Source organism: Bacillus sp. RCC_6_1 (assembly GCF_041360755.1).
Classification (GTDB): Bacteria; Bacillota; Bacilli; order Bacillales; family Bacillaceae_G; genus Bacillus_A; species Bacillus_A cereus.
Map to the genome: position 1 here is coordinate 217,709 of NZ_JBFUPV010000002.1, position 23,969 is coordinate 241,677.

The following is a 23,969-nucleotide window of genomic DNA, read 5'->3' on the forward strand; positions in this document are numbered from 1 at the left end:
TTTTTATTCCTCCCTAAATCTAATATTAATGTCATATTTGTTTTTCGCCAATTTTATATATTCATCTATTTTTTTGAAATTTTTATTAGATGCTGGAATCTCTAATATTTGTTTTCCTTGTAGTTCAGTGCCGTCTATTTCGTCGTATTTATTTGAACGAATTTTAGTGCCAACTGCATACTTAGTTTTCATTTCTTTCAAATGTTTTTCAAAAGTTTTAATATCGATATCCTCTAAATCTGTTGCTTTTCTAGAAATTATTTCTCTTTCAAATGGGTCATATGAATCTAATCTTTTACTATTACTTAAATGGACCTCATTATTTGGATACCATCTATTTTTTTCTGCAGTTTTATTAAACTTATTTCCTCTTGCCATAGGTGAATCTTTTGTCCAATAATCACTCGCTTCTTTCCAGTTCAATCTATCTTTAGGTATTTTACCGTCTTTTGCTTTTCTAACGCAATATTCCGCATATTTTAATTCTAAATCAGATTCGACAAACTTACCATCTTTTAAAAGATTTTTAGAGGAACCCTCAGAAGAAGACTGGAACCTTTGCAAAGTATCGATACTATTTTGAACGGTATTATACCATACAAATGTACCATGTGTAGCAACACCTGCTCCAGCGGTTGTAAGAGCTAAATCAGCTGGGATAACAATTGGTGATGTTGCCCCGAAAGTTACTCCTTCTAACAATACGGTTCCAACATTTGATCCTGTTACAATAGCTATACCGCCCAAAATTTCAAAAATAGATCCTACCCCTGATACAAAATTACCCACAAGATTTCCGGCTTGAAAGGTTGTTTTGTTTTCTAATTCATTGCCCATTGGTAATTCAGCGCCTGTAAAATTTTCAGCGGCTGAATTACAAATTCCTTGGAAGAATTCCCAAGCGCCAATAGCTGTTTTTTCGTACCACGGTCTATTAGCTTCTTGTTCCTGCAAAGCCATTTTTTCTTCAATTTCTTTTTTTATTTCGGCTTCTTGAACTCTTTCCTCTGCAATTTTTTGAATAGAGGTTATCCATTCCATATTCAACCCTTGTGTACTAAATGTACCACTGGCGGGACTAAAACCTTTTCCGCTTTGTACTTCCGCCAAACCTGTCGCAATGCTAGCGGCTAGTTGGAGTGCAGTATCATAATTATTACTAGAAGTATAATTAAATTCATATAGATGTTCTAATTTTTCTTGCAGTTTTTGCCTCATGACAGTAAAAAGATTTACCATAGCGTCCATACCTGGGATCGACATAGTTTGGTTGAGCGCTTCTGTACTTGCTATCATTCGATCGATTTCTCGAATTTGTTCTATTATCTCCTGTTCGATAACATCTGTAGAAGCTACCTGTGATTGAAAGTCTCTTGGAAAGGCATCATTTTGAAGGATTAATTCTTCGCATAAGTAAATGATTCCTTGTGCTAACGGACGAAAGGTTTGTAAGAAATATGCTTTTGCACTGCTATATGTTTGCCCTTGTAGAACAGTATCCAATGCAAAAGCGTCAATAGAATGAATAATTTGTTCCATACCTTGAATAGTAGCGTTACATAAAGAGTTCATACTTTCTGTTTGAGCTTGTACTTCACCGAGATACATATTTAAAGACATGAACTTTCCCTCCCCTTACAAGAAAATAATACCAATTTAAGGAAGGGGTTGTAAATCGAATATTCTAATAATTTGACAGTTAAAGAGATACTTGTTCATTAAGTTTTTTTAATCTTATTCAGATGCTCGGGTGATGAAGAGGTTTTTAAGTTGAATGTGAATAGAAAAAGGGAAGGTATAGATTATGTACAAATAAATACGTTGTAAAAATAATGTTAACAAAAGGAGAGTACAGCAAAGAAAAATGAATTATGGGGTAGGTTTTTATTAATGTGGATAAAAATGGATGAAATTTTAGAGAGAGGGCTAAGTTTTATTTTGTTACATTGTTCCGTTTTTATACATATACAGGCTATATTTAATAAAAAAAGCCCAGGCCCCTTGATAAACAAGGTTCCTAAGGCTTTTAATAATACTCTTTGCAGAGTACCGAGATTAACGAGAGTAGAACTCTACGATTAATGCTTCGTTGATTTCAGCTGGTAACTCAGAACGCTCAGCGTGACGAGTGTAAGTAGCTTCTAATTTGTCAGCATCGAAAGTTAAGTATTCTGGTACGAAGTTGTTAACTTCGATCGCTTCTTTAACAACAACAAGGCTGTTAGATTTTTCGCGAACGCTGATAGTTTGACCAGGTTTTACACGGTAAGATGGGATATCTACGCGAGCGCCATCAACCATGATGTGACCGTGGTTTACTAATTGGCGAGCTGCACGACGAGTGCGAGCTAAGCCCATACGGTAAACTAAGTTGTCAAGACGAGCTTCAAGAAGGATCATGAAGTTTTCGCCGTGCTTACCAGGCATTTTACCTGCTTGGTCAAATGTGCGACGGAATTGACGCTCAGTCATGCCGTACATGTGACGAAGTTTTTGTTTCTCTTGTAATTGTAAACCGTATTCTGAAAGTTTCTTACGTTGGTTAGGACCGTGAGGACCTGGTGCGTAAGGGCGTTTTTCTAATTCTTTTCCTGTGCCGCTTAGAGAGATTCCAAGACGACGAGACAGTTTCCAAGCTGGACCTGTATAACGAGCCATAGTTGACTCCTCCTTTAAAAATGTTTTTATTTACGTAAAATAAAAACAGACGTAATCGATATTTACGGGCATTTTGTTTTCATGTACCTTCGCTCCAGCAGCAGGGAGTTACGAGATACACCTCCGTAGAGGAACAAAATACAAACGATAAACTCACATTACAAGGCTGCCTTTTTATTTTACACAAACGCTATTATATCTTTTACCCAGAGTTTCGTCAAGCGAGTACGTTTTTGTTTTATGCATATAAATTTTGGAAATTAATATAAGAAGGAATTTAAAACAATATAGAAGAAGAGATAGAAACACAAATAAAACGTTTACATAAAATGAAGGAAAACGTTCATCAAATTTTTATGGATGAATATGCGGCAATAAAAACATAAGGGGGATGTTTTTATGAAAAAGAAGCATATGGAGACAGCGTTAATTCATCACGGTTATACACCTGAGGAACATAAAGGAAGTTTAACACCACCTTTATTTCAAACTTCTACATTTACATTTGAGACTGCGCAGCAAGGAGAGGCGAGTTTTGCGGGAGTGGATCCATCTTATATTTACTCACGGCTTGGAAATCCAACTGTGAAATTATTTGAAGAACGTATGGCGGTGTTAGAAGGAGGAGAAGAGGCACTTGCCTTCGGATCTGGTATGGCAGCTATTTCAGCGACTTTAATCGGTTTTTTAAAGGCTGGAGATCATATTATTTGTTCAAATGGATTATACGGATGCACGTACGGTTTTTTAGAAGTGTTAGAAGAAAAATTTATGATTACGCATTCGTTTTGTGATATGGAGACAGAGGTTGATATTGAAAATAAAATTCGCCCAAATACAAAGCTTATTTTCGTTGAAACACCAATTAATCCGACAATGAAATTAATTGATTTAAAACAAGTGATTCGGGTTGCGAAGCGAAAAGGCTTACTTGTTATTGTTGATAATACGTTTTGTTCACCCTATTTACAAAGACCGCTTGAGCTTGGCTGTGACGCTGTTGTGCATAGTGCGACAAAATATATTGGTGGTCACGGTGACGTTGTAGCAGGTGTAACAATTTGTAAAACGAAAGCATTAGCTGAAAAGATTCGCCCGATGCGAAAGGATATCGGCGGTATTATGGCGCCGTTTGATGCGTGGTTATTATTACGTGGGTTAAAGACGTTAGCAGTAAGAATGGATCGTCATTGTGATAATGCAGAAAAAATTGTATCGTTCTTAAGAAAACATGATGCGGTAGAAGGTGTTTGGTATCCAGAAGGGGAGTTAGCATCTCGTCAAATGAAACGCGGGGGCGGTGTTATTTCTTTTTCAGTAAAAGGCGGAAAAGAAGAGACGCAAGCGTTTATTAATGATCTTCACTTTATTACAATTGCGGTGAGTTTAGGAGATACAGAAACGTTAATTCAGCATCCAGCAACGATGACGCACGCTGCGATTCCAGCGGAACTAAGAAAAGAAATGGGCATTTTCGATAATTTAATACGCTTATCGGTCGGTTTAGAATCGTGGGAGGATATCGTTTCTGATTTAGAGCAGGCATTAAAGAAAATATCTACTGTTAATCAATGAAAAAAGAGTGAGCTATCGGTTTTGTACAGGACGTACTAAATCGATAACTCGCTCTTTTCTTTTTACATATGTTTTAGGAGTGTTTCCACAAACTTTTCTAAATAGCGCTGATCTAATTCATCAAAACGATTTTTTTCAGGACTATCAATGTCAAGTACACCAATGACAGCTCCTTCTTTCACAATCGGTACAACGATTTCCGAATTAGAAGCACTATCGCAAGCGATGTGACCTGGGAATTGGTGAACGTCTGCTACAAGCTGCGTTGTTTTCGTTTCAGCTGCAACGCCGCAAACGCCTCGTCCAAATGGAATGCGTACGCAAGCAGGCATTCCTTGGAACGGTCCAAGAACAAGCTGAGTTCCTTCTGTTACGTAAAAGCCAACCCAATTAACGCGATCTAAAAATTGGTTTAATAATGCGGACGCATTTGATAAGTTTGCGACTACGTTTGATTCGCCAGTTAATAACGCATCCAGTTGTTTAATTACTGTCTCATATTGCTGCACGCGAGATCCTGCATAACTTTCTTTAGTAAACATGGAAACAGCTCCTTTTTTATCGAGATGTGTAAAATATTAGCAAAATACGATGTATTTCACATGACTTTGTCGATAGAAAATTAAAGGAATTTGTCTTAAAAGTCAAGAAATTTAAACTATAGCTGTTCATTGAAGGGAAGTGAGCGCATGAAGCAGACGAAACAAAAAGTAATTGATGCGGCAATATCGTTGTTTAATACGAAAGGTTATGATGGAACGTCGGTGCGAGACATTGCAAAGCGAGCGGATGTGAATGTAGCGAATATTTCATATTATTTTGCTGGGAAGCAAGGTTTATTAGAACAGCTTATTACTGATTTTTTAGAAGGATATATTCATGTGATTGAAATGTCGTTTGAACAGAGAGAGTATTTGTCGGCTAAAGATGTGATGGTGCAAATGGTGCGAGGGATTTTACGATATCAATTTGAAAATAGAGAACTAACACGTTTCTTCTACCGAGAGCTTTCGCTTGATACGACATTAATTCGTGAAGTGATGACCGTTTATTTTTCTAAAGAAAGATATTATATAGAACAAATGATTAGACAAGGACAAATGAAACAAGAATTTCAGAAAGTATCATTTACAATGTTTATGACGCAATTAAAAGGTATGATAAATATGCCGTTTTTATATCCACAATATATATCAGAAGTACTGCATTCTTTCCCGTCTGAGACATTTTTTATAGAGATGTACACGAAAGAGATTGAGCAATGGATGGAACAAGCATTATGTAAAGCGAATATGTACCATGAATGGCCAAGAGCTGTTCATATGTGAAGAATCCCCACCTAACGAACTGAGGTGGGGATTTTTATGTTTACTTTTCTTTGCCATAAATTGTTACATAATAGCGCGATAATTGTTAATGCAGCTCCAGCGATTTCAATTTTATCGACTGTATAACCTCGAAAGATAGAACCAATCAGTGCAAGGATAGGAACTAAATTCATAAATAATATGCCGTTAATAGATGAAATATAGCGATTTCCCATATTCCAGCAAAATACAGCGATAACGCCTGCGATAATCGACATATAAAAGAGTTCAAAACGAACGCTCACAACTGTACGCAGTGACGGCATAGTAACTATATTTGTGTACGTTAAGAAAGTAACAATAACGATGAGTGAAATGGAGCCAAATAAACAAGTTAATGTCGTGTACCTAAGTGGTGACCAAGATTGAAAACGAGCACCCCCGTTTGTATAAATGACCCAGCAAGTAACGCCGCATAGCATCAATATATTTGTTGATAAGTGGCTTGCAGCTCCAAATAGTAATTCAATATTTCCTTTTGAAATGACAAGCATAACACCAAGTAATGCAACGAACATACAAAGGAATGTATAGTTTTGTGGGCGGCGATTTTTCGTTATCCATTGCAGTGATAAGGCAATCAGTGGCATAAGGGATTGAATCATAGCTGCATGGATTGCTCCGGAAGGTCCGGCAAGTTGTTGTCCGTAGAAAACGAGAAAACCATACCCCGCGAAACCGACTGTCCCGTAAAAGAATAGAGAAAGTGTTCTTTTTTCTAAGCGGAGTGAAGTCTTTCCTTCAGTAATTAATAGCAAAATAAGAAAAATAATAGCTGCTGATCCATAGCGAATCGTTGTGAAGAAGAATGGATCGATAAATTGCAGAGCATTTGCCATTACAGGAAACATAAATCCCCAGGCAGTGACGGCGAGTAAGCATAGAAAGGATCCGAGTAGCATTTGTTTTTTGTTCAAGAGTATCTTTCCCCTTTACATTTCGTTATAGTAAGTTGATGAAATAAGTATAAAGAGTAATTGTTTATAGGAGGAAATATCGATTTCTTATAACGGTTATAACTTTTTGTTAGAGGTGTGTACGATGGATTTGGAGGCAGTACGATCGTTTATTGAAGTGAAGCATACGCGAAGTTTATCAAAGGCAAGTAAGATTTTACATATATCGCAACCAGCGCTTAGTAAACAAATTCAAAAGTTAGAAGCGGATTTAGAGGTTACTTTACTTAAACGTTCTGCGCAAGGAGTAGAGTTAACGGAGGCAGGAGAGTTATTTATAAAAAGAATGTTACCAATTTTGGAGCAAATAAATGAAGTGAAAACAGAAATGAGGGGGTATCAAGAGAACCGGAAGTTTTCAATTGGTATACTACCGAGTTTAGCGGAGCATTACATATCAGAATGTAAAGATATATTAGGTGATGAGTTCGAAGTGGAATGGCAAATCGGACATACGGAAGTATTAAGAGAGTTATTTAAAGCGCGGGAGATTGACGCGATGTTCATCGATTCAGTAGTAGAAGGTGCTACGTATATAAAAGAAGTGCAACAAGAGAAAATTGTTTGTGCTGTTTCAAATAATCATCCGTACAAAGAGAAGATAGTCATTCAAATAGAAGAGCTGCACAATGAAAAATTAATTGTATATCCAGAAATATGTGATGTAAGGAAAATGATTATGAACATGTTTCATGAAATAGGTGTAAAACCAACTATAGCTGTGGAAACATCTTACGCAGAACCGATGCTTGCAATGGTAAAAGCTGGCCTTGGTATCACGTTACTTCCAGAAAGGGCAGTAGAGCAGTCTGTAAGGCAAGGAAATGTACATGTAATTTCTGTTGAACCACCACTCATGCGGAAAATTTATTTCGTATCCCATACGAAAGATTGTTTGTTATTACAATCATTTGAGGATAGGTAGTGAGGTAGGCGGAATATTGAGAAAGATTACAATCACATTGAAAGGAACATGAAATTTTTAAAAAAACTAGGTCAAAAACAAACCATTACATGGTATGATTAGTACATTGTTAGTTGTTAAATATAGGGGAATTCCCTTTTTATACATAATGCCTTCCATTTCATAAACGGAACGGACAAAAAAAGAGATATAACTAGGAGGCTTTTTTGCATGGATTCTATCCTGACGATCGTTATCATTGTAGTAAGCTCTATTCTAGTGCTGCTCATGATAGAGCTTGTGATAAGAAATCGTTCATATAAAGATATTGAAGCACTGGAGCAGTGGAAACAAGAGATAAAAGATAAACCTGTGGCAGATGAATTAAAACGGGTAAAAGATTTAAACATGACGGGTCAAACAGAAGAACTGTTTAGTAAATGGCGTGAAGAATGGGATGAAATTGTATCAACAACCCTTCCGAAAGCTGACAAAGATTTAGCGCAAGCGCGAAAATTCGCCTCGCAATTCTCCTTCCGAAAAGCAAAGCATGCGATGAACGAATCCATAAGTGGTTTAGATGACGCTGATAATCGTATTACGGACATTTTAAATGAATTACAGCAATTGTTAGAAAGCCATGAGAAAAATAGCTCGGAAATTGAAGGGTTACGTGATACATATCGTAGTATGAAAAAGAGTGTTCTTGCTCATAGACATATGTATGGAGCAGCAGAGCAGAAAATCGAAGAGATGCTAGACGCTGAATCTGAGAAATTTAAAACCTTTGAAGAAGCAACAAACAATGGCGACTATTTAAAAGCGAGAGAAATTGTTATTAGTTTGGAAGAAGGTTTAGCAGATTTAGAAATCATTATTCACCAAATTCCAGATTTATTGGTAGAGTGCCAAGCGACGTTACCAGTTCAGCTGGAAGATTTATTACACGGACATAATGATATGGTAAGACAAGGTTATGTATTAGATTATTTGGAAGTCCCTAAAGAAGTTCGCGATATGACGAAACAACTACAAACATGTTTAATGGATATACAGGAGCTTCATATAACAGAAGCGGCTGAAAAAGTAGAAAACTTAAAAACACGTTTAGATGGCTTCTACGATCAATTGGAACAAGAAGTACATGCGAGACATTATGTGGAGCAAAAAACACTTTCTGTTTACGATGACTTAGAAGAAATGCGTATCGAAACGATTGAAACGAAAACAGAAACACAACTTGTGAAACAAAGCTATCAGTTACAAGATAAAGACATTGAGTCTCAAAAAGTAATTGAAAAGCAAATGCACATTTTAACGAAACGTTTTGAAATGCTGCAATTACGCGTTGCAGAACAAGATATTGCCTTCTCTATTATTCGTGAGGAACTAGAAGAGGTTTATGAGCAATGTGAAACGTTAAAAGTACTTCATGCAGAATATAAAGAAATGCTGCAAGCGATGCGCAAAGAAGAATTTGAAGCACGTGAGAAGTTACAAGAAATGCGAAATATTATTTTCGAAACGAAACGCTTTATGCAAAAGTCGAATTTGCCAGGTCTTCCAGAGAGTATTATGGAAGATTTAAAAAGAGGGCAAATGGCAATGCAAGCTGTATATGAACAATTAGAAGTGAAGCCGTTAAATATGAACGCTGTAAATAGCAGTTTAGAAGAAGCATACACAACTGTGAACGGTGTAGCTGAAATGACAGAAGAGTTAATTGGACAAGCATATTTAGTGGAAAAATTAATTCAGTACGGTAACCGTTACCGTAGTCATGATGAAAACCTAGCAGAAAGTTTAAATTATGCTGAGAAATTATTCCGTGAATACCAATACGATGCAGCTTTAGAACAAGCGGCTTCAGTATTAGAGCAACTTGAACCTGGCGTTGTTCAAAAAATAGCTGAATATGTAGACAATGAACAAACCCTTTCATAAAAGGGTTTGTTTTTTTATGTAATTTTGCAGGCGATGTTGCTATAATGAATAGCGGAATACAGCAAGGTTATTCGTTTCAAAATAAAGTGAAACTGTAATAGGAGGGCATCCTCGCCAATTATTAGCCTCACCAATCGAGATAAAACGGAACCTTTGCGTAGTCTTAGCGTAATGACACGTATTTATGATATGATTATACGATGTGATAGCGCTGAAAGGGGAAGAACGATGATCTATTTTGATAATAGTGCGACGACTAAGCCATATCCAGAAGCTCTTCAATCGTACGTGACGGTTGCTGGGAAATATTTTGGTAATCCTTCTTCTATTCATTCGCTTGGAGGAGAGGCAGAGCGTCTATTAACACAATCAAGAACGATTGCAGCGCAGCTTCTTCGTGTTAAACCTTCTGAAATTATTTTTACATCAGGTGGAACGGAAGGAAATAACCTTGCGATTAAAGGGATAGCGATAAGGAATCGTTCGCGTGGCAAACATATCATTACAACAAATATTGAACACGCGTCTGTGTTTGAAGCATATAAGCAATTAGAAGAACTCGGGTTTGATGTAACATATTTACCGGTTAACGAGCATGGTGTTGTATCGGTAGAAGATGTGAAACGAGCGCTTCGTGAAGATACGATTCTTGTGTCAATTATTCATGTGAACAACGAAACTGGAGCAATTCAGCCTGTTGCTGAAATTGGAACGTTATTATCGAATCATCCGAAAATAAGATTCCATGTAGATCATGTACAAGGGATAGGAAAAGTACCGCTTGATTTATATGCTTCTCATATTGATCTTTGCTCAATATCTGGACATAAATTCCACAGTGTAAAAGGAACAGGTCTTCTTTATGTACGCGATGGCGTAAGATTAGATCCGATTTTATCAGGTGGTCAACAAGAGCTTAAGTATCGCTCTGGTACAGAGAATTTACCTGGCATTGTAGCGATGGTGAAAGCACTTCGCATGACAATGGAACAAGTGAAAGAAAAGGTAGCTCATTTGCAAAGTTTACAAGCAGAGCTTGTTCGTTTCTTTAAAGAGATGGAAGATGTAACGATTAACACGTCGCTTGCATATGCAGCACCGCACATTTTAAATGTATCATTTGTTGGTTTAAAACCAGAAGTAGTCGTTCATGCTTTAGAAGAACACGGTGTATATGTGTCAACGAAATCTGCTTGTTCTTCAAAAGCAAATGAAGTGAGCAGAGTGTTAGTGTCAATGGGAGTGCCGCATGCAGCAGCTGCAAGCGCTATTCGTATTAGTTTGGCACCAGAAAACACAATGGAAGAAGTAAAACAATTTGAAGGTATTGTAAAAGAGACGCTGCCAAAATTATATGAAGTGATGAGGTAAAGAAATTATGTTGAAATATGAATATATTTTAGTGCGTTATGGAGAAATGACGACAAAAGGTAAGAACCGTTCTAAATTTGTAAGCACATTAAAAGATAACGTGAAGTTCAAACTGAAAAAATTCCCAAATATTAAAATCGATGCAACACATGACCGTATGTACATCCAATTAAATGGCGAAGATCATGAAGCGGTATCTGAAAGATTGAAAGATGTATTTGGTATTCATAAGTTTAACTTAGCGATGAAAGTACCATCAGAATTAGAAGACATTAAAAAAGGTGCATTAGCAGCTTTCTTACAAGTAAAAGGCGATGTGAAAACATTTAAAATTACTGTACACCGTTCTTATAAGCATTTCCCAATGAGAACGATGGAATTATTACCTGAGATTGGTGGACACATTCTAGAAAATACAGAAGATATTACTGTAGATGTTCATAATCCAGATGTAAATGTACGTGTAGAAATTCGCAGTGGTTATAGCTACATTATGTGTGATGAGCGTATGGGAGCTGGCGGTTTACCAGTTGGCGTTGGCGGAAAAGTAATGGTACTTCTTTCTGGTGGTATTGATAGCCCAGTAGCAGCGTACTTAACGATGAAACGCGGCGTATCTGTGGAAGCAGTTCACTTCCATAGTCCACCTTTCACAAGTGAGCGTGCAAAACAAAAAGTAATCGATTTAGCGCAAGAGTTAACGAAGTATTGTAAACGAGTAACGCTTCACCTTGTTCCGTTTACAGAAGTGCAAAAAACGATTAATAAAGAAATCCCATCTAGCTATTCAATGACGGTTATGCGCCGTATGATGATGCGTATTACAGAACGTATTGCTGAGGAGCGTAACGCACTTGCAATTACGACTGGTGAAAGTCTTGGGCAAGTAGCAAGCCAAACGTTAGATAGTATGCATACGATTAACGAAGTAACAAACTACCCAGTTATTCGTCCGCTTATTACGATGGATAAATTAGAGATTATTAAAATCGCTGAAGAAATCGGCACGTATGATATTTCAATTCGTCCATATGAAGATTGCTGTACTGTATTTACACCAGCAAGCCCAGCGACGAAGCCGAAACGTGAAAAAGCAAATCGTTTTGAAGCGAAATACGATTTCACACCATTAATCGATGAAGCTGTAGCGAACAAAGAAACAATGGTATTACAAACGATAGAAGTAGTGGCGGAAGAAGAAAAATTTGAAGAACTTTTCTAAACCATAAATTACCATATCTAAAACGTGTATGAAGTCATGTTATTTATCACACTCTATACTCACAAGGAGGTGATATAACATGTCACGTAGCACAAATAAATTAGCGGTTCCTGGTGCTGAATCAGCATTAGACCAAATGAAATACGAAATCGCTCAAGAGTTTGGTGTTCAACTTGGAGCTGATGCAACAGCTCGCGCTAACGGTTCTGTTGGTGGTGAAATCACTAAACGTCTAGTTTCACTAGCTGAGCAACAATTAGGCGGTTACCAAAAATAATCCCATATGATGGCTTAGAAAGAGCGGGTTCTCCCGCTCTTTCTTTTTTGTGTTGCCATTTGTCGGTAAGTTGATGTAATTTCATTTAGTAATTCGACAGAACTGAAAAATTTGTCAAAAGAAGAGGGTTCAAAATTAACAGAAAATTCTTTATTATATAAAGGAGGCATAAAGAAAAGGGAGGATATTTTATGAAGCGAGAAGAATTGTTGGCGCCACCGTCTTATAATTTAGTTTCTGAAATAGAGAAATATACGGGTGATAAAGGGAAATTAGCTTTAATTTGGCAAGATGATAAAGGGAATCGAAGGGAAGTTACATACGCTGAATTAATGCAAGGTGCGAATAAAATTGGAAACGCTTTTATAAAAAGTGGTTTGCAAAAAGGGGACAAGCTTCTCATTATGATGCCGCGTTTAATTGAAGCGTACATGACGTATATTGCTGCTATTAAAGCAGGATTTGTCGTAATTCCAAGCTCGGAAATGTTACGTAAAAAAGATATAGAATATCGAATTGGACATGGAGAAGTAAAAGCGATAGTAAGCTATGAGCCGTATATTAGGCAGTTTGATGATATAGAAGCGATGGAATCTCTTCGAAAATTTGTCCTGAGCGAGCAGTCAGTAGATGGATGGATTAATTTAAAAACAGCGTTAGAAACAGAGAGTGACATGTTAGAAATGGCGAAGACAGATAAAGAAGATATGGTCTTTTTATCTTACACGTCAGGAACGACAGGAAATCCAAAAGGTGTTGTTCATACACATGCGTGGGCATACGCTCATTTACGTACGAGCGCTCCAAATTGGCTCGGAATTGAAGAGAATGATATTGTATGGGCAACAGCTAGTCCAGGCTGGCAAAAGTGGATTTGGAGCCCGTTTTTAGCAACGCTAGGATCAGGGGCAACAGGGTTTGTATATCACGGTAAGTTTGAACCGAAAACGTACCTGAACTTATTAGACGATAATAAGGTGAATGTACTTTGTTGTACACCGACTGAGTATAGATTAATGGCAAAGGTAGAAGATTTAAGTCAGTACAATTTAGAGGCATTACATAGCGCTGTATCAGCAGGTGAGCCGTTAAATAGAGAAGTCATTGGAACGTTCCAAAAGCACTTTCATATTACAGTGAGAGACGGCTATGGGCAAACGGAAAATACATTACTTGTTGGTGTAATGAAAGGGATGGATATTAGACCAGGTTCAATGGGGAAACCAACGCCAGGTAACCACGTCGATATCGTAAATGAGGAAGGTACTCCAGTTAAAGTAGGGGAAGTTGGTGATATTGCAGTTCACATTGAAACGCCGGCCCTCTTTAAACAATATTACAAAGACGATGAACGTACAGCGATGCAATTCCGCGGTGATTATTATATTACAGGTGATAAAGCGAAGAAAGATGAAGACGGCTACTTCTGGTTTGAAGGGCGCGGTGATGATATCATTATTAGCTCTGGTTATACAATCGGGCCGTTTGAAGTAGAGGATGCACTTGTAAAACATCCTTATGTAAGAGAATGTGCAGTTGTCGCAAGTCCTGATGAAATTCGTGGAAGTGTCGTGAAGGCATTTATCGTATTAAGAGAGAATATAGAAAAGAACGAAGAAACATTAATTCCAACACTCCAACAACACGTCAAAGAACTCACTGCACCATATAAATACCCTCGCAAAATTGAATTTGTAGATGAACTACCAAAAACGATTTCTGGAAAAATTCGCCGTATTGAACTTAGAAAACAAGAGATGGAGATTCCGTCAAAATAATTTTGAAAACAGTGAAGTAAATAGTTGAATGAAATGCAAAACAATGATAATATAAAAACGAACACAAGTTCGATTTTATAAACTTAAAAAAGAGGTGTCCGTATGATTTTAGGGATTAATCCGTACTTAGTTTTAGATGGTAGTGGGCAAGAAGCTGTACAGTTTTATAAAGAGGCTTTAGATGCAAAAGTAGAAGTCATGCAAACTTTTGGTGACATGCCTGAAAATCCAGAATACCCGATTCCAGCTGAAGCGAAAGAGCGTGTTTTACACGCTACTTTAAAAGTTGGTAATACGGATCTTATGATTTCTGATACATTCCCAGGTCAAGGACATGCAATCGGATCTCAAGTAACAATCGCAATTCAAATTAGTAATGCAGAAAAAGCAAAAGAAGTATTCGATAAGTTACAAGAAGGTGGAGAAGTTATCATGCCACTTCAAGAAACATTCTGGAGCCCAGCATACGGACAAGTAAAAGATAAATTTAATATTGAATGGCAAGTTACAACGTCTACTACTGAACAAAAGTAATTTTTAGAAAAGCACCATGTTTTGAAATGGTGCTTTTTTTTATACAATAAAAAATAAAGGAGATGGGATATATGGGAGAAATTTGGTATGGCGGCACCATTTACACAATGAGAGAAGAAAATGAAAAAGTGGACGCTGTTTACGTTGAAAACGGCATAATTGTTGATGCTGGTAATAAGGGAGAATTAGAAAGCAGATATTCAAACGTAAAGTTACATGACCTAAAAGGAAAAACAATGATCCCAGGTCTCGTTGATAGCCATATGCATCTTATTGGGCATGGAGAGAGATTACTCCGTCTAGATTTATCAAATTGTACATCTTATAGCGAAGTACTGGCTCTCGTTCAGAAGCAAGTGGAAGAAGCTCCAAAGGGCTCTTGGATTATTGGAGAAGGATGGAATGAAAATAACTTTACAGATACGAAAGATGTTCACGCGCGTGATTTAGATGAAATTTCGAAAGACCATCCTATTTTATTAAAGAGAGTTTGTCGTCACGTTACATGGGTGAATTCATACATACTGCAAGAAGCGAATATAACAGAAGCGACAGAAGATCCAAAAGGCGGGAAAATTGGCAGAGATTCATCAAATAAGTTAACAGGACTTTTATATGAACAAGGGCAAGAATTAATTAAACATGTTCAGCCAGAAATTGATGAAGCTTATTTACAAAGAGCTCTGCAAACAGCGATTAAAGATTGTTGGAAATACGGACTTGTTGGCGGGCATACGGAAGATTTAAATTATTATGGTGGTTTTAGAAAAACGCATAATGCGTTTTCTCATGTGATAAAAGAAATGCCATTTAAAGCCCATTTGCTCGTTCACCATGAAGTAGCACATGAACGAAAAGAATATGAAAATGAACATTATATTGAATTTGGGGCAATGAAAATTTTTTCTGACGGTTCTTTTGGCGGAAGAACAGCATTATTAAGTGAACCGTATGAAGATGCGAAGGAAACGAATGGGGTTGCGATTTTCTCATGTGAAGAACTTGCAGAATTAGTGAAGAAAGCACGAGATTTACATATGCCAGTTGCGATTCATACTATCGGTGATTTATCGCTTGAATATGTCATTGATGCACTCGAATTATATCCACCAGCAAAAGGGTTACGTGACCGCATTATTCATTGTCAGCTTGCTCGTGAGGAGTTAATTGAAAGAATGAAAAACTTGCAAGTCATTATAGATATACAGCCAGTCTTTCTTTCATCAGATTTTCCGTCAGTCATTGAAAAACTAGGAGAGCGCCGTCTTCGTTATGCGTATGCTTGGAAGACATTACTGGAAGCAGGGCTACATTGTAATGGTGGCTCAGATGCCCCCATTGAACAAGTAAATCCGTTTCTAGGTATATATAGCGCTGTTACACGTAGAAGTTTTATTGACGGTGTATGCTATATGCCTGAGGAAAGATTAACGGTATATGAGGCTGTTTCTTTATTTACAACAGGAAGTGCCTATGCAATTGGAAAAGAAGCGAAGCGAGGGCAAATTACAAAAGGATATGAAGCAGACTTTACAATATTAGACCGCAATATGTTTGAAATTGAGGCAGAAGAAATAAAAGAAGTAGAAGCAGAAATGACCGTAATAGATGGCCAAGTTGTCTATAGAAAAGATGCGTAAAAATATATGAGCGATTTTCGGAATATATCGACTGTAACTCGAAATATATAAGCGATTATTGAAATATATCTATCGTAACTCGAAATATATGAGCGATTATTAAAATATATCGACTTACCGACAAAAACTGACAAGAATAACGGGTGGATAGTAAGAGAGTATTGTCCGCGCCAATCGGGGTAAATAAATAACCGCAGAATTATGGAATTCCATAATTCTGCGGTTATTTTAATCCTATAAAAACGTTCTCTGTACTTTTTCCCAGAAAGAATTGTTTTTTAATTTAACTGTTTTAATTTGTTTATCGCTTAAGCGTACAACAGCTTTTTCCACTTGTTTAATGCTAAGCGCTTCGTTATCCATGCCGATAACAGGATAATCGTTACCGTCTGGTCTTAGTTTTAAAGTTAATGTACGTTCGTGATTTAAAATGAAAGGTGAACCGAGCGTACGGTAAGTGTTGTTGTTTAAAGATGCTAGTTCGCTTACTTGGAAACATGGAATAAGTGGGTCAACAACTGCGCCATGCAATGATTTATTGTAAGCAGTACTTCCTGTTGGGGTAGAAACTACTAAACCGTCACCTCTAAATGTTTCGAAATATAAATCATCAACGTGAACATCTACAACGAATGTTTTTATAATACTAGAACGTAATGAGAACTCATTTAAACAATGGAAAGATGTACTGTGATCTACATCTACCTGAATTGTTGGATATTTACGCACTTCAATTTCATTTTTTGTAATTTCTTGAAGGGCTGTATCAACGTGATCAATATGGAAATCGCAGTAGAACGAAGTTTCATCTTTCGTAGAAATCCCTGCGTATAAGCAATCTTCCCTAAAACCAGTTTTACGAACGGCTTGTAAGAAGGTTGCATCATCTCCAACACTGACGATAGCGTTTGCATTTTTTGGATGATCTAATATGGTAAATCCATTCTCTTCTAAAATACGATAGATTGGTTTCATTTTTTCAACGAGCGTTGCTTTGTCATCACCATAAAAGAAAAATAAATTGCGACGATCTGCCATTATGTATCCCTCCACTGCAGTTAAATTTTCTGTTTTTCGTGCTACATATCATTAGAGTCCGTTCCCTGATGATATGTTCAAATAATATATTTCGATATAAATTGTCAAAATACCTTTTTGTTTTTAGAAAAATTTTTATATTCAATCTTATAGAACTCTGTTTAATGATGAATAAAGTTGTCGATAATGGGTACGGAGTGAAAGGATGATACGTATGAAGTGGCTCGTAATTGGAATAATAATTCTTCTTCTTTTTATTTTGTTTATACTATTGTCGAAAATAAAGCTTAAGGTGACATTTTTATATTCAGAAATGGAAAAGCAATGTTTGCTTCAAGTGAAAATATGGATGATTCGATATACATTTGATGTGTTGGAAAGAATTGAAAAACAGCAGAAAAAGACAGGACAGAAAATCGAAAAAGCTGAAGAGGACGGCGGACTCGATAATAAAATTATGGCGCAACTTGACAGCATTGGTGAACTGATAAAAAAGCTGCAAGAAGTTCATACTATTGTTAAAGATTTTCTCAAACGAGTGAAAATCAATGGTTGGAAATGGCATACACAAATTGGAGCAGGCGACGCAGCTAGTACTGGAATTGTCACTGGATATGCATGGGGGACAAAAGGTATGGCTGCTGGAGTTGTCGGACAATATATGCATATTGTCGATGTACCAGAATTTGAAATTACTCCTGTTTTTCAAGGGAAAGGATTTGCGTCAAGATGTGAGTTAACAGCATCTTTTCGGATATTCCGCACTATAAAAACAGCGGTGAAATTGCTCATATTTATGAGGAAGCAAAGATCTGGTATGACAGAAAAATCTGTTCAAGCATAGGGGGGATATAGAATGGACCATCCAATTCAAGGTTTAATGACAACAGCAATGCAGCATTTAAAACAAATGACTGATGTAAATACAATTGTTGGTGACCCAATTAAAGCGGCAGATGGAAGTGTAATTCTTACTGTTTCGAAAGTAAGTTTCGGATTTGCTGCTGGTGGAAGTGAATTTGGTAAAGTAGAACATTCAGGCCGCCATCCATTTGGCGGGGGAAGTGGTGGAGGAGTTTCTATTAATCCTGTTGCTTTTCTTGTTATAAATGGAGATGGTGTGAAAGTATTGCACTTAGATAAACAAACACATGTCATCGATAAAATAATTGAATTAGCGCCACAAGCTGTTGATAAAGTGAAAGAAATGATGGATAAACGAAAAGAAGATGATCCTGAATTTCAAATTTAACGAATAAAGAAGCTAATCAATAGGTTAGCTTCTTTAATTTTTTTGTAAATAAAGCGATTTTATTTGCATTATCGATAGGGACAAACTATCATTTACATTGTACATATTTTGTTTAAATAAGGGAGGATTTTCAAGTGGCAAACGTAACTTTTAAAGGTAATCCAATGACTTTAGTTGGAACAGAAGTTAAAGTTGGCGATCAAGCGCCAAACTTCCAAGTATTAGCAAACGACTTATCTCCAGTAAGTTTAGAAACATACAAAGGCGAAGTGAAATTAATTAGTGTTGTACCTTCAATCGACACAGGTGTGTGTGATGCACAAACACGTCGTTTTAACCAAGATGCAGCAGGTATTGAAAACGCGAAAGTATTAACAATTAGCGCTGATTTACCATTCGCTCAAAAACGCTGGTGTGCAGCAAACGGTTTAGAAAATGTTGTAACACTTTCTGACCACCGCGACCTTTCATTCGGTGAAGCTTACGGCTTAGTAATGAAAGAACTTCGTTTACTTGCTCGTGCAGTATTCGTAGTAGATAGCAATGACAAAGTAGTTTACGTAGAATACGTAAGCGAAGGTACAAGCCATCCAAACTATGAAGCAGCATTAGAAGCAGCTAAATCTGCGAAGTAATGTGAAGAAAATGACCTCTTATAAAGAGGTCATTTTTTCTCATATATTGCTCTGTAACGGCATCGATATATGAGAAAAAACGTTATATCATATATAACTAAAGGGGAGCTCTTTACAGGAGGTCGCTTTTTCTTTTTGGAAAAAATCACTTTGTGGTATGATATAAGTTATGTGTAAAAGAGAGAAGGAGGAATGTACGTGAGTCAGACAGTAGAAACATTATTTTCTATTTTTGATTCTTCTGCGGTAGTTTTACGTAAAGAATTAGATGTAACATATTTAGAGGCGCTTGTAGAAACAGGTGATAACTTGTTTGAGGGAGCGATTTTACAAGAGGAATTATCCGAATCAGCAATTGAAAGGCTGAATCGTGAATATAGTACGTTTAATGAAGAAACATATAAAGGTGAAGAAATTCGTAAAGCATTTCAGTTAGCCATCTTAAAAGGAATGAAAGAAGGCGTACAAGCGAATCACGAAATGACACCTGATGCAGTTGGGATGTTCATGAGTTACTTATTCCATAAATTTATGCAAGGTCAAAATGAAATTACAGTTTTAGATCCTGCAATTGGAACAGGTAACTTAATGACTACAGTGTTTAATAGCGCTAAAGAAGGACTAACAATGAGTGGATTTGGTGTAGAAGTGGATGAAGTGCTAATTAAACTTGCTTTAGTAAATGCAAATTTACAAAAGCATGCAATCGAATTCTTCCATCAAGATGGACTAGCACCACTTTATATCGATCCAGTTGATGCAGTCGTTTCAGACTTACCGGTTGGTTATTATCCAAACGAAATCGGTGCAAGTGAATATAAATTAAAAGCAGATGAAGGAATGTCGTATGCCCATCACTTATTTATTGAACAAAGTGTGAAACATACGAAAGAGGGCGGTTACTTATTCTTCTTAGTACCAAACTTCATTTTTGAAAGTGACCAAGCACCGAAATTACATGCATTTATTAAAGAAACATGCTTTATTCAAGGGTTATTACAGCTTCCTGTTTCCATGTTTAAAAACGAGAAAAATGCAAAAAGTATATTTGTTCTCCAAAAGAAAGGCGCTAATGTAACAATGCCAAAACAGGCGTTATTAGTGGAGTTGCCTAAATTCTCTAACATGAAGGCGATGGAAGACATTATGGATCAATTAAATACTTGGTTTGCAACACATAAATAAAGCTAGGTATATGTAACAGCATTAGTGATTTATGTAGTACAGTTTTATATAATATGTCATATTTTTAAATATATACAAGATTTAACTGAATTTTTTTGAAATCTGTAATATATATTTTTTCTTGGTGTTACAATTTTTTCACTTGAAATATATGTCGGACGATGTTTAAATTAAAATCGTGAGTATAAAATTTGCTAATGATGAAACGTTTTCATATTTAGTGAATTTGATCAGATAAAATCGAGCGGTTTGTGGAAACATCCACACAACTACCAAGAGAAAAAGGGGCGAAAGACTAGATGTCAAAAATCATCGCGATTAACGCAGGAAGCTCTTCCTTAAAATTCCAATTATTTGAAATGCCAAGTGAAACAGTATTAACAAAAGGTTTAGTAGAACGTATCGGTTTAGAAGATAGTATCTTCACTATTACTGTAGATGGCGAAAAACAAAAAGAAATTACAAACATTCCAGATCACGCAGTAGCAGTTAATATGCTTCTTAAAAAGTTAACTGAAAACGGAATCGTTAAATCTCTAGATGAGATTGGCGGTATCGGTCACCGTGTTGTTCACGGCGGCGAAAAATTTGCTGACTCTGTTTTAATTACTGATGAAGTATTAGCTGATATCGAAGAATTAAGCGATTTAGCACCACTTCATAACCCAGCAAACGTTGTTGGTATTAAAGCATTCCAAGAAGTATTACCAAACGTACCAGCAGTAGCAGTATTCGATACAGCATTCCACCAAACAATGCCGGAATCTGCATTCCTATACAGCTTACCATATGAGTACTATGAAAAATTCGGCATCCGTAAATACGGTTTCCACGGAACTTCTCATAAATATGTAACTGAGCGTGCGGCTGAATTATTAGGTCGTCCAATTGAAAGCTTAAGCTTACTTTCTTGTCACTTAGGTAACGGTGCAAGTATCGCAGCAGTAGAAGGCGGTAAATCTATTGATACTTCTATGGGCTTCACTCCACTTGCTGGTGTAACAATGGGTACACGTTCTGGTAACCTTGACCCTGCGTTAATTCCATACATCATGGAAAAAACAGGCCAAACAGTAGAAGAAGTAGTTAACGTATTAAACAAGAAGAGTGGTATGTTAGGTCTTACTGGTTACTCTAGTGACCTACGTGACATCATTGCGAAAGAAGAAGAAGGCGACCACCGTGCGAAAGTAGCACTTGATGTATTCGTAAGCCGTATCCACAAATACATCGGTTCTTACACTGCTCGTATGAAAGGTGTAGACGCAATCATCTTCACAGCTGGTGTAGGTGAAAACAGTGCGATTATTCGTGAGCGCGTATTAGAAGGCCTTGAGTACATGGGCGTATACTTCGATGCAAAACGTAATAACGTATTCGGTGAAGAAGCATTCATCAGCTTCCCACACTCTCCAGTAAAAATTATCGTAATTCCAACTGACGAAGAAGTTATGATTGCTCGTGACGTACTACGTCTTGGAGATATTGGTTAATATATGAAAAAAAGACGAGATCCTATAGGATTTCGTCTTTTTTCTTTTGGATGTATTTTAAAACTCCATCCGGATATAATGTTTTTTCTTTCTGAATGAATGCCGTAATAGGAATCCATTTCGCATATGCTACTGTTTCCTCATCTTGTATATTTAATATTTTCATTTCATATAGTGACGTGTCTAATAAACGCAAAGAATATAGTTGAATAATTTCATGACCAATGTCTCCATCTAGATGAAAGACATTTTCTAAACACCCTAAATAATTGGTGATTTCCACTTCTGTATGAAGCTCTTCCCTAAATTCACGAATAACGGTATGTGCTGATTGTTCACCAAGTTCAATTGAACCACCAAGAGGTCGGTAAAATGTTTCATCGGCTGAATGATATTCTTGTACGAGAAGACGCCCGTGATGTATAGCAATGCCAAAAGCCTTTGCACGTGGATACATATACAATCACTCCTTATTTTTTTGTATAAGGAAGATTATAATATGTTTTGTAGTAAAGGTGTCATGTATTTAAGAATGTGGTCTAATCGTAATTCCATCAAATAAGTCTTTCCAAAATGCTTCATTGTATTGGTATACATCCATAATAGGACATTTCATAACGCAAACACGTTGTAATCCCCAATCTTCTTGGGTGATAGTTGGTATATCGGCAGGAATTAGTAACAGGACAGAGAATGTATGTGTAACGATTTGAGATAAAATTTTTTCTAGGGAACATGCTTCTTCATATGTTCCTCCAGTTCGAATAAATAATATGGATTCTGCCGTTTCAATTGTAGCTAGAAAACGATTAATACGATGTTCATAATTTAACTTAATTTCTGTATAAGAAGGCCAAGAAGTTGGTGTGTTTACATCTGTTTTAAAGTCATGACAGGAGTCAATTTCATAAAGGTTGTCCCTTAATCTTAATTTTGCATCATCATCCCAAAATGAGATGAAGGATAAATTTTCGAAATTTAAAAAGCGGTCAAATCGATTTTGTAATAATACATTCACTTTTTCTAATGAGGGGCTTAGCATAAAATCAATAACGCCAAAAAATGGTGATAATTCTAATTGATATAATGCCCAAGCAGGCCAGCAGTTTTGTCCTAAGCTGAATACCGCATTATATTCTTTTTTTATATCGGATAGATTCATGTGATTTATCTCATCCTTTTTGTTAATATTTTATGCCATTCAAAAATGGTATGTGAATAAAGATAGACAAGCATATTTGCAAAGAATAAGCAGAAATATGTTACAATAGAAAAAAATCGAACGAGGTGGTTGTTACGATGCGATCGAAGCGAGAACAAGCCATTTTAGACAATATAAAAGAATGGGAAGCGCAATTAGTTGAGCAAGAAGCGACCGATTTTCAAAAAGTGTTTGATAAATGGTTACATACTACAGTTGCGAAATTACCTGAGAAAAAGCGAAAAGAATTCTTCACGAAAGCAGATGGATGGCTCTTTCATTTGCATGCATTTATTCAAAGTTCACAAGCACAGTTAGATGCACGTAATCGGATTTTAGGAACATCAAGATTATTTGATGAATCGATTGAACAGCTTGAAGATTTGAAAGCATTATCTATTGATCAATTAACATACATAGCAGAGCAGCAAACAGCACGTCATCGTCTATATTCATTTGTACAAGGCGGGGCAACAGGAGCTGGAGGTTTATTATTATTAACGGCGGATTTTCCGGTTATGATCGCATTAAATGTGAAGGCAGTCCAACTTATTGCAACATCATTTGGACATGATGTGAACAAGCCGTATGAAATGATGCTTGCGTTAAAGGTGTTTCATGCGTCATTACTACCAGGAAGACTTCAGCAATACGCATGGTACAATTTATTGCAAGAGCTGGAGCAAGAAGATTCGTTCTTCTACGAAGGAGACGAAGCAGTGCTACAAACAGCTTCTACTGAGGTTGTGTTAAAACAAATTTTGAAGACATTTTCGATTTATGCTCTTCGTCGTAAATTATTCCAAGGTATACCGGTAATTGGAATGGCAATTGGATCTACAGTGAATTACCGTTTAACAAGAAACGTTACTGAATTTGCAAATAGATTTTATCAAGTGCGCCATATAGTCGAGAAAGAAAAAAGAGCATAAAAAAAGC

23 protein-coding genes are annotated in these 23,969 nt (G+C 36.7%); 16 read left to right on the forward strand and 7 right to left on the reverse strand.

The features are described 5' to 3' along the window. Positions 1-3: 3 nt before the first annotated feature. Together AB6801_RS07200 and rpsD are read right to left on the reverse strand one after the other, a co-directional pair. Complete coding sequence (locus AB6801_RS07200) at positions 4-1,620, reverse strand: T7SS effector LXG polymorphic toxin (RefSeq protein ID WP_097999532.1); 1,617 nt, start codon at positions 1,618-1,620, stop codon at positions 4-6. A 435-nt stretch (positions 1,621-2,055) separates the two neighbouring features. Beyond that, positions 2,056-2,658 (reverse strand): 30S ribosomal protein S4, encoded by a 603-nt coding sequence (rpsD, locus tag AB6801_RS07205; RefSeq protein ID WP_000135317.1) that lies wholly within the window; start codon positions 2,656-2,658, stop codon positions 2,056-2,058. A gap of 399 nt (positions 2,659-3,057) precedes the next feature. Between rpsD and megL the strand changes: the two genes are divergently transcribed. Next, positions 3,058-4,233 carry a methionine gamma-lyase gene (gene megL, locus AB6801_RS07210; protein ID WP_000726572.1) on the forward strand — a complete coding sequence of 392 codons (1,176 nt, stop codon included), beginning with the start codon at positions 3,058-3,060 and terminating at the stop codon, positions 4,231-4,233. Positions 4,234-4,295: 62 nt separating this feature from the next. Here the strand turns inward: megL and AB6801_RS07215 are convergent, their stop codons facing one another. Continuing rightward, positions 4,296-4,775: a GAF domain-containing protein gene (locus tag AB6801_RS07215; RefSeq protein WP_000494341.1), complete on the reverse strand. Its 480-nt coding sequence runs from the start codon at positions 4,773-4,775 to the stop codon at positions 4,296-4,298. Positions 4,776-4,922: 147 nt separating this feature from the next. Between AB6801_RS07215 and refZ the strand changes: the two genes are divergently transcribed. Further along, entirely contained in the window at positions 4,923-5,561 is a 639-nt protein-coding gene (refZ, locus tag AB6801_RS07220) for a forespore capture DNA-binding protein RefZ (RefSeq protein WP_000814921.1), read from the forward strand. Positions 5,562-5,572: 11 nt separating this feature from the next. On the opposite strand, the gene AB6801_RS07225 is transcribed toward refZ, so the two are convergent. Continuing rightward, on the reverse strand, positions 5,573-6,517 hold the full coding sequence (locus AB6801_RS07225) for a DMT family transporter (protein ID WP_061138918.1): 945 nt from the start codon (positions 6,515-6,517) through the stop codon (positions 5,573-5,575). 124 nt (positions 6,518-6,641) lie between these two features. Here AB6801_RS07225 and AB6801_RS07230 point away from each other — a divergent pair, with 124 nt between their 5' ends. The 8 genes from AB6801_RS07230 to AB6801_RS07265 all read left to right on the forward strand — a co-directional run bounded on the left by AB6801_RS07230 (position 6,642) and on the right by AB6801_RS07265 (position 16,226). Next, positions 6,642-7,481, forward strand: a complete 840-nt coding sequence (locus tag AB6801_RS07230) for a LysR family transcriptional regulator (RefSeq protein ID WP_000362532.1) — start codon at positions 6,642-6,644, stop codon at positions 7,479-7,481. Positions 7,482-7,691: 210 nt separating this feature from the next. After that, positions 7,692-9,404, forward strand: a complete 1,713-nt coding sequence (gene ezrA, locus AB6801_RS07235; protein WP_097999531.1) for a septation ring formation regulator EzrA — start codon at positions 7,692-7,694, stop codon at positions 9,402-9,404. A 228-nt stretch (positions 9,405-9,632) separates the two neighbouring features. After that, positions 9,633-10,775: a cysteine desulfurase family protein gene (locus AB6801_RS07240; protein WP_000638987.1), complete on the forward strand. Its 1,143-nt coding sequence runs from the start codon at positions 9,633-9,635 to the stop codon at positions 10,773-10,775. Between the two features lie 7 nt (positions 10,776-10,782). Beyond that, positions 10,783-11,997 (forward strand): tRNA uracil 4-sulfurtransferase ThiI, encoded by a 1,215-nt coding sequence (gene thiI / locus AB6801_RS07245; RefSeq protein WP_000922340.1) that lies wholly within the window; start codon positions 10,783-10,785, stop codon positions 11,995-11,997. Positions 11,998-12,076: 79 nt separating this feature from the next. Beyond that, entirely contained in the window at positions 12,077-12,274 is a 198-nt protein-coding gene (locus AB6801_RS07250) for an alpha/beta-type small acid-soluble spore protein (RefSeq protein WP_000091640.1), read from the forward strand. A 191-nt stretch (positions 12,275-12,465) separates the two neighbouring features. Beyond that, complete coding sequence (mbcS, locus tag AB6801_RS07255; RefSeq protein ID WP_086408637.1) at positions 12,466-14,052, forward strand: acyl-CoA synthetase MbcS; 1,587 nt, start codon at positions 12,466-12,468, stop codon at positions 14,050-14,052. Between the two features lie 102 nt (positions 14,053-14,154). Further along, positions 14,155-14,586 carry a VOC family protein gene (locus AB6801_RS07260; RefSeq protein ID WP_000600350.1) on the forward strand — a complete coding sequence of 144 codons (432 nt, stop codon included), beginning with the start codon at positions 14,155-14,157 and terminating at the stop codon, positions 14,584-14,586. 71 nt (positions 14,587-14,657) lie between these two features. Then, positions 14,658-16,226: an amidohydrolase gene (locus AB6801_RS07265; protein WP_061654597.1), complete on the forward strand. Its 1,569-nt coding sequence runs from the start codon at positions 14,658-14,660 to the stop codon at positions 16,224-16,226. Positions 16,227-16,460: 234 nt separating this feature from the next. Here the strand turns inward: AB6801_RS07265 and AB6801_RS07270 are convergent, their stop codons facing one another. Continuing rightward, on the reverse strand, positions 16,461-17,264 hold the full coding sequence (locus AB6801_RS07270; RefSeq protein ID WP_000785186.1) for an NAD kinase: 804 nt from the start codon (positions 17,262-17,264) through the stop codon (positions 16,461-16,463). A gap of 205 nt (positions 17,265-17,469) precedes the next feature. On the opposite strand from AB6801_RS07270, the gene AB6801_RS07275 reads away from it, so the two are divergent. The 5 genes from AB6801_RS07275 to ackA all read left to right on the forward strand — a co-directional run bounded on the left by AB6801_RS07275 (position 17,470) and on the right by ackA (position 21,829). Next, positions 17,470-18,108 carry a DUF2953 domain-containing protein gene (locus tag AB6801_RS07275; protein WP_097999530.1) on the forward strand — a complete coding sequence of 213 codons (639 nt, stop codon included), beginning with the start codon at positions 17,470-17,472 and terminating at the stop codon, positions 18,106-18,108. Between the two features lie 12 nt (positions 18,109-18,120). Then, positions 18,121-18,516, forward strand: a complete 396-nt coding sequence (ytfJ, locus tag AB6801_RS07280) for a GerW family sporulation protein (RefSeq protein WP_000350003.1) — start codon at positions 18,121-18,123, stop codon at positions 18,514-18,516. 134 nt (positions 18,517-18,650) lie between these two features. After that, on the forward strand, positions 18,651-19,151 hold the full coding sequence (gene tpx / locus AB6801_RS07285; RefSeq protein WP_000024529.1) for a thiol peroxidase: 501 nt from the start codon (positions 18,651-18,653) through the stop codon (positions 19,149-19,151). Positions 19,152-19,349: 198 nt separating this feature from the next. Continuing rightward, the gene (locus AB6801_RS07290) at positions 19,350-20,336 is read left to right on the forward strand and encodes a class I SAM-dependent methyltransferase (RefSeq protein WP_000084367.1); all 987 of its coding nucleotides are present in this window, start codon (positions 19,350-19,352) and stop codon (positions 20,334-20,336) included. A 299-nt stretch (positions 20,337-20,635) separates the two neighbouring features. Continuing rightward, entirely contained in the window at positions 20,636-21,829 is a 1,194-nt protein-coding gene (ackA, locus tag AB6801_RS07295) for an acetate kinase (protein WP_000034575.1), read from the forward strand. A 22-nt stretch (positions 21,830-21,851) separates the two neighbouring features. Here the strand turns inward: ackA and AB6801_RS07300 are convergent, their stop codons facing one another. After that, the gene (locus AB6801_RS07300) at positions 21,852-22,286 is read right to left on the reverse strand and encodes an NUDIX hydrolase (protein WP_000283469.1); all 435 of its coding nucleotides are present in this window, start codon (positions 22,284-22,286) and stop codon (positions 21,852-21,854) included. Positions 22,287-22,355: 69 nt separating this feature from the next. Further along, positions 22,356-22,991, reverse strand: coding sequence for a DUF1796 family putative cysteine peptidase (locus AB6801_RS07305; RefSeq protein ID WP_016110791.1), 636 nt, complete (start codon positions 22,989-22,991; stop codon positions 22,356-22,358). Between the two features lie 137 nt (positions 22,992-23,128). Between AB6801_RS07305 and AB6801_RS07310 the strand changes: the two genes are divergently transcribed. Then, positions 23,129-23,962, forward strand: coding sequence for an EcsC family protein (locus AB6801_RS07310; RefSeq protein WP_001256853.1), 834 nt, complete (start codon positions 23,129-23,131; stop codon positions 23,960-23,962). Positions 23,963-23,969: the final 7 nt, after the last annotated feature.

What these genes read in the sequence shown, in the direction of transcription:
- thiI (WP_000922340.1), top strand. Translation starts at nt 10,783, where the DNA reads ATGTTGAAATATGAATATATTTTAGTGCGTTATGGAGAAATGACGACA.
- AB6801_RS07250 (WP_000091640.1), top strand. Translation starts at nt 12,077, where the DNA reads ATGTCACGTAGCACAAATAAATTAGCGGTTCCTGGTGCTGAATCAGCA.
- AB6801_RS07310 (WP_001256853.1), top strand. Translation starts at nt 23,129, where the DNA reads ATGCGATCGAAGCGAGAACAAGCCATTTTAGACAATATAAAAGAATGG.
- AB6801_RS07240 (WP_000638987.1), top strand. Translation starts at nt 9,633, where the DNA reads ATGATCTATTTTGATAATAGTGCGACGACTAAGCCATATCCAGAAGCT.
- megL (WP_000726572.1), top strand. Translation starts at nt 3,058, where the DNA reads ATGAAAAAGAAGCATATGGAGACAGCGTTAATTCATCACGGTTATACA.
- AB6801_RS07275 (WP_097999530.1), top strand. Translation starts at nt 17,470, where the DNA reads ATGATACGTATGAAGTGGCTCGTAATTGGAATAATAATTCTTCTTCTT.
- AB6801_RS07270 (WP_000785186.1), bottom strand. Translation starts at nt 17,264, where the DNA reads ATGGCAGATCGTCGCAATTTATTTTTCTTTTATGGTGATGACAAAGCA.
- mbcS (WP_086408637.1), top strand. Translation starts at nt 12,466, where the DNA reads ATGAAGCGAGAAGAATTGTTGGCGCCACCGTCTTATAATTTAGTTTCT.
- AB6801_RS07265 (WP_061654597.1), top strand. Translation starts at nt 14,658, where the DNA reads ATGGGAGAAATTTGGTATGGCGGCACCATTTACACAATGAGAGAAGAA.
- refZ (WP_000814921.1), top strand. Translation starts at nt 4,923, where the DNA reads ATGAAGCAGACGAAACAAAAAGTAATTGATGCGGCAATATCGTTGTTT.
- rpsD (WP_000135317.1), bottom strand. Translation starts at nt 2,658, where the DNA reads ATGGCTCGTTATACAGGTCCAGCTTGGAAACTGTCTCGTCGTCTTGGA.
- AB6801_RS07305 (WP_016110791.1), bottom strand. Translation starts at nt 22,991, where the DNA reads ATGAATCTATCCGATATAAAAAAAGAATATAATGCGGTATTCAGCTTA.
- AB6801_RS07200 (WP_097999532.1), bottom strand. Translation starts at nt 1,620, where the DNA reads ATGTCTTTAAATATGTATCTCGGTGAAGTACAAGCTCAAACAGAAAGT.
- ezrA (WP_097999531.1), top strand. Translation starts at nt 7,692, where the DNA reads ATGGATTCTATCCTGACGATCGTTATCATTGTAGTAAGCTCTATTCTA.
- AB6801_RS07230 (WP_000362532.1), top strand. Translation starts at nt 6,642, where the DNA reads ATGGATTTGGAGGCAGTACGATCGTTTATTGAAGTGAAGCATACGCGA.
- AB6801_RS07260 (WP_000600350.1), top strand. Translation starts at nt 14,155, where the DNA reads ATGATTTTAGGGATTAATCCGTACTTAGTTTTAGATGGTAGTGGGCAA.
- AB6801_RS07300 (WP_000283469.1), bottom strand. Translation starts at nt 22,286, where the DNA reads ATGTATCCACGTGCAAAGGCTTTTGGCATTGCTATACATCACGGGCGT.
- ytfJ (WP_000350003.1), top strand. Translation starts at nt 18,121, where the DNA reads ATGGACCATCCAATTCAAGGTTTAATGACAACAGCAATGCAGCATTTA.
- AB6801_RS07215 (WP_000494341.1), bottom strand. Translation starts at nt 4,775, where the DNA reads ATGTTTACTAAAGAAAGTTATGCAGGATCTCGCGTGCAGCAATATGAG.
- ackA (WP_000034575.1), top strand. Translation starts at nt 20,636, where the DNA reads ATGTCAAAAATCATCGCGATTAACGCAGGAAGCTCTTCCTTAAAATTC.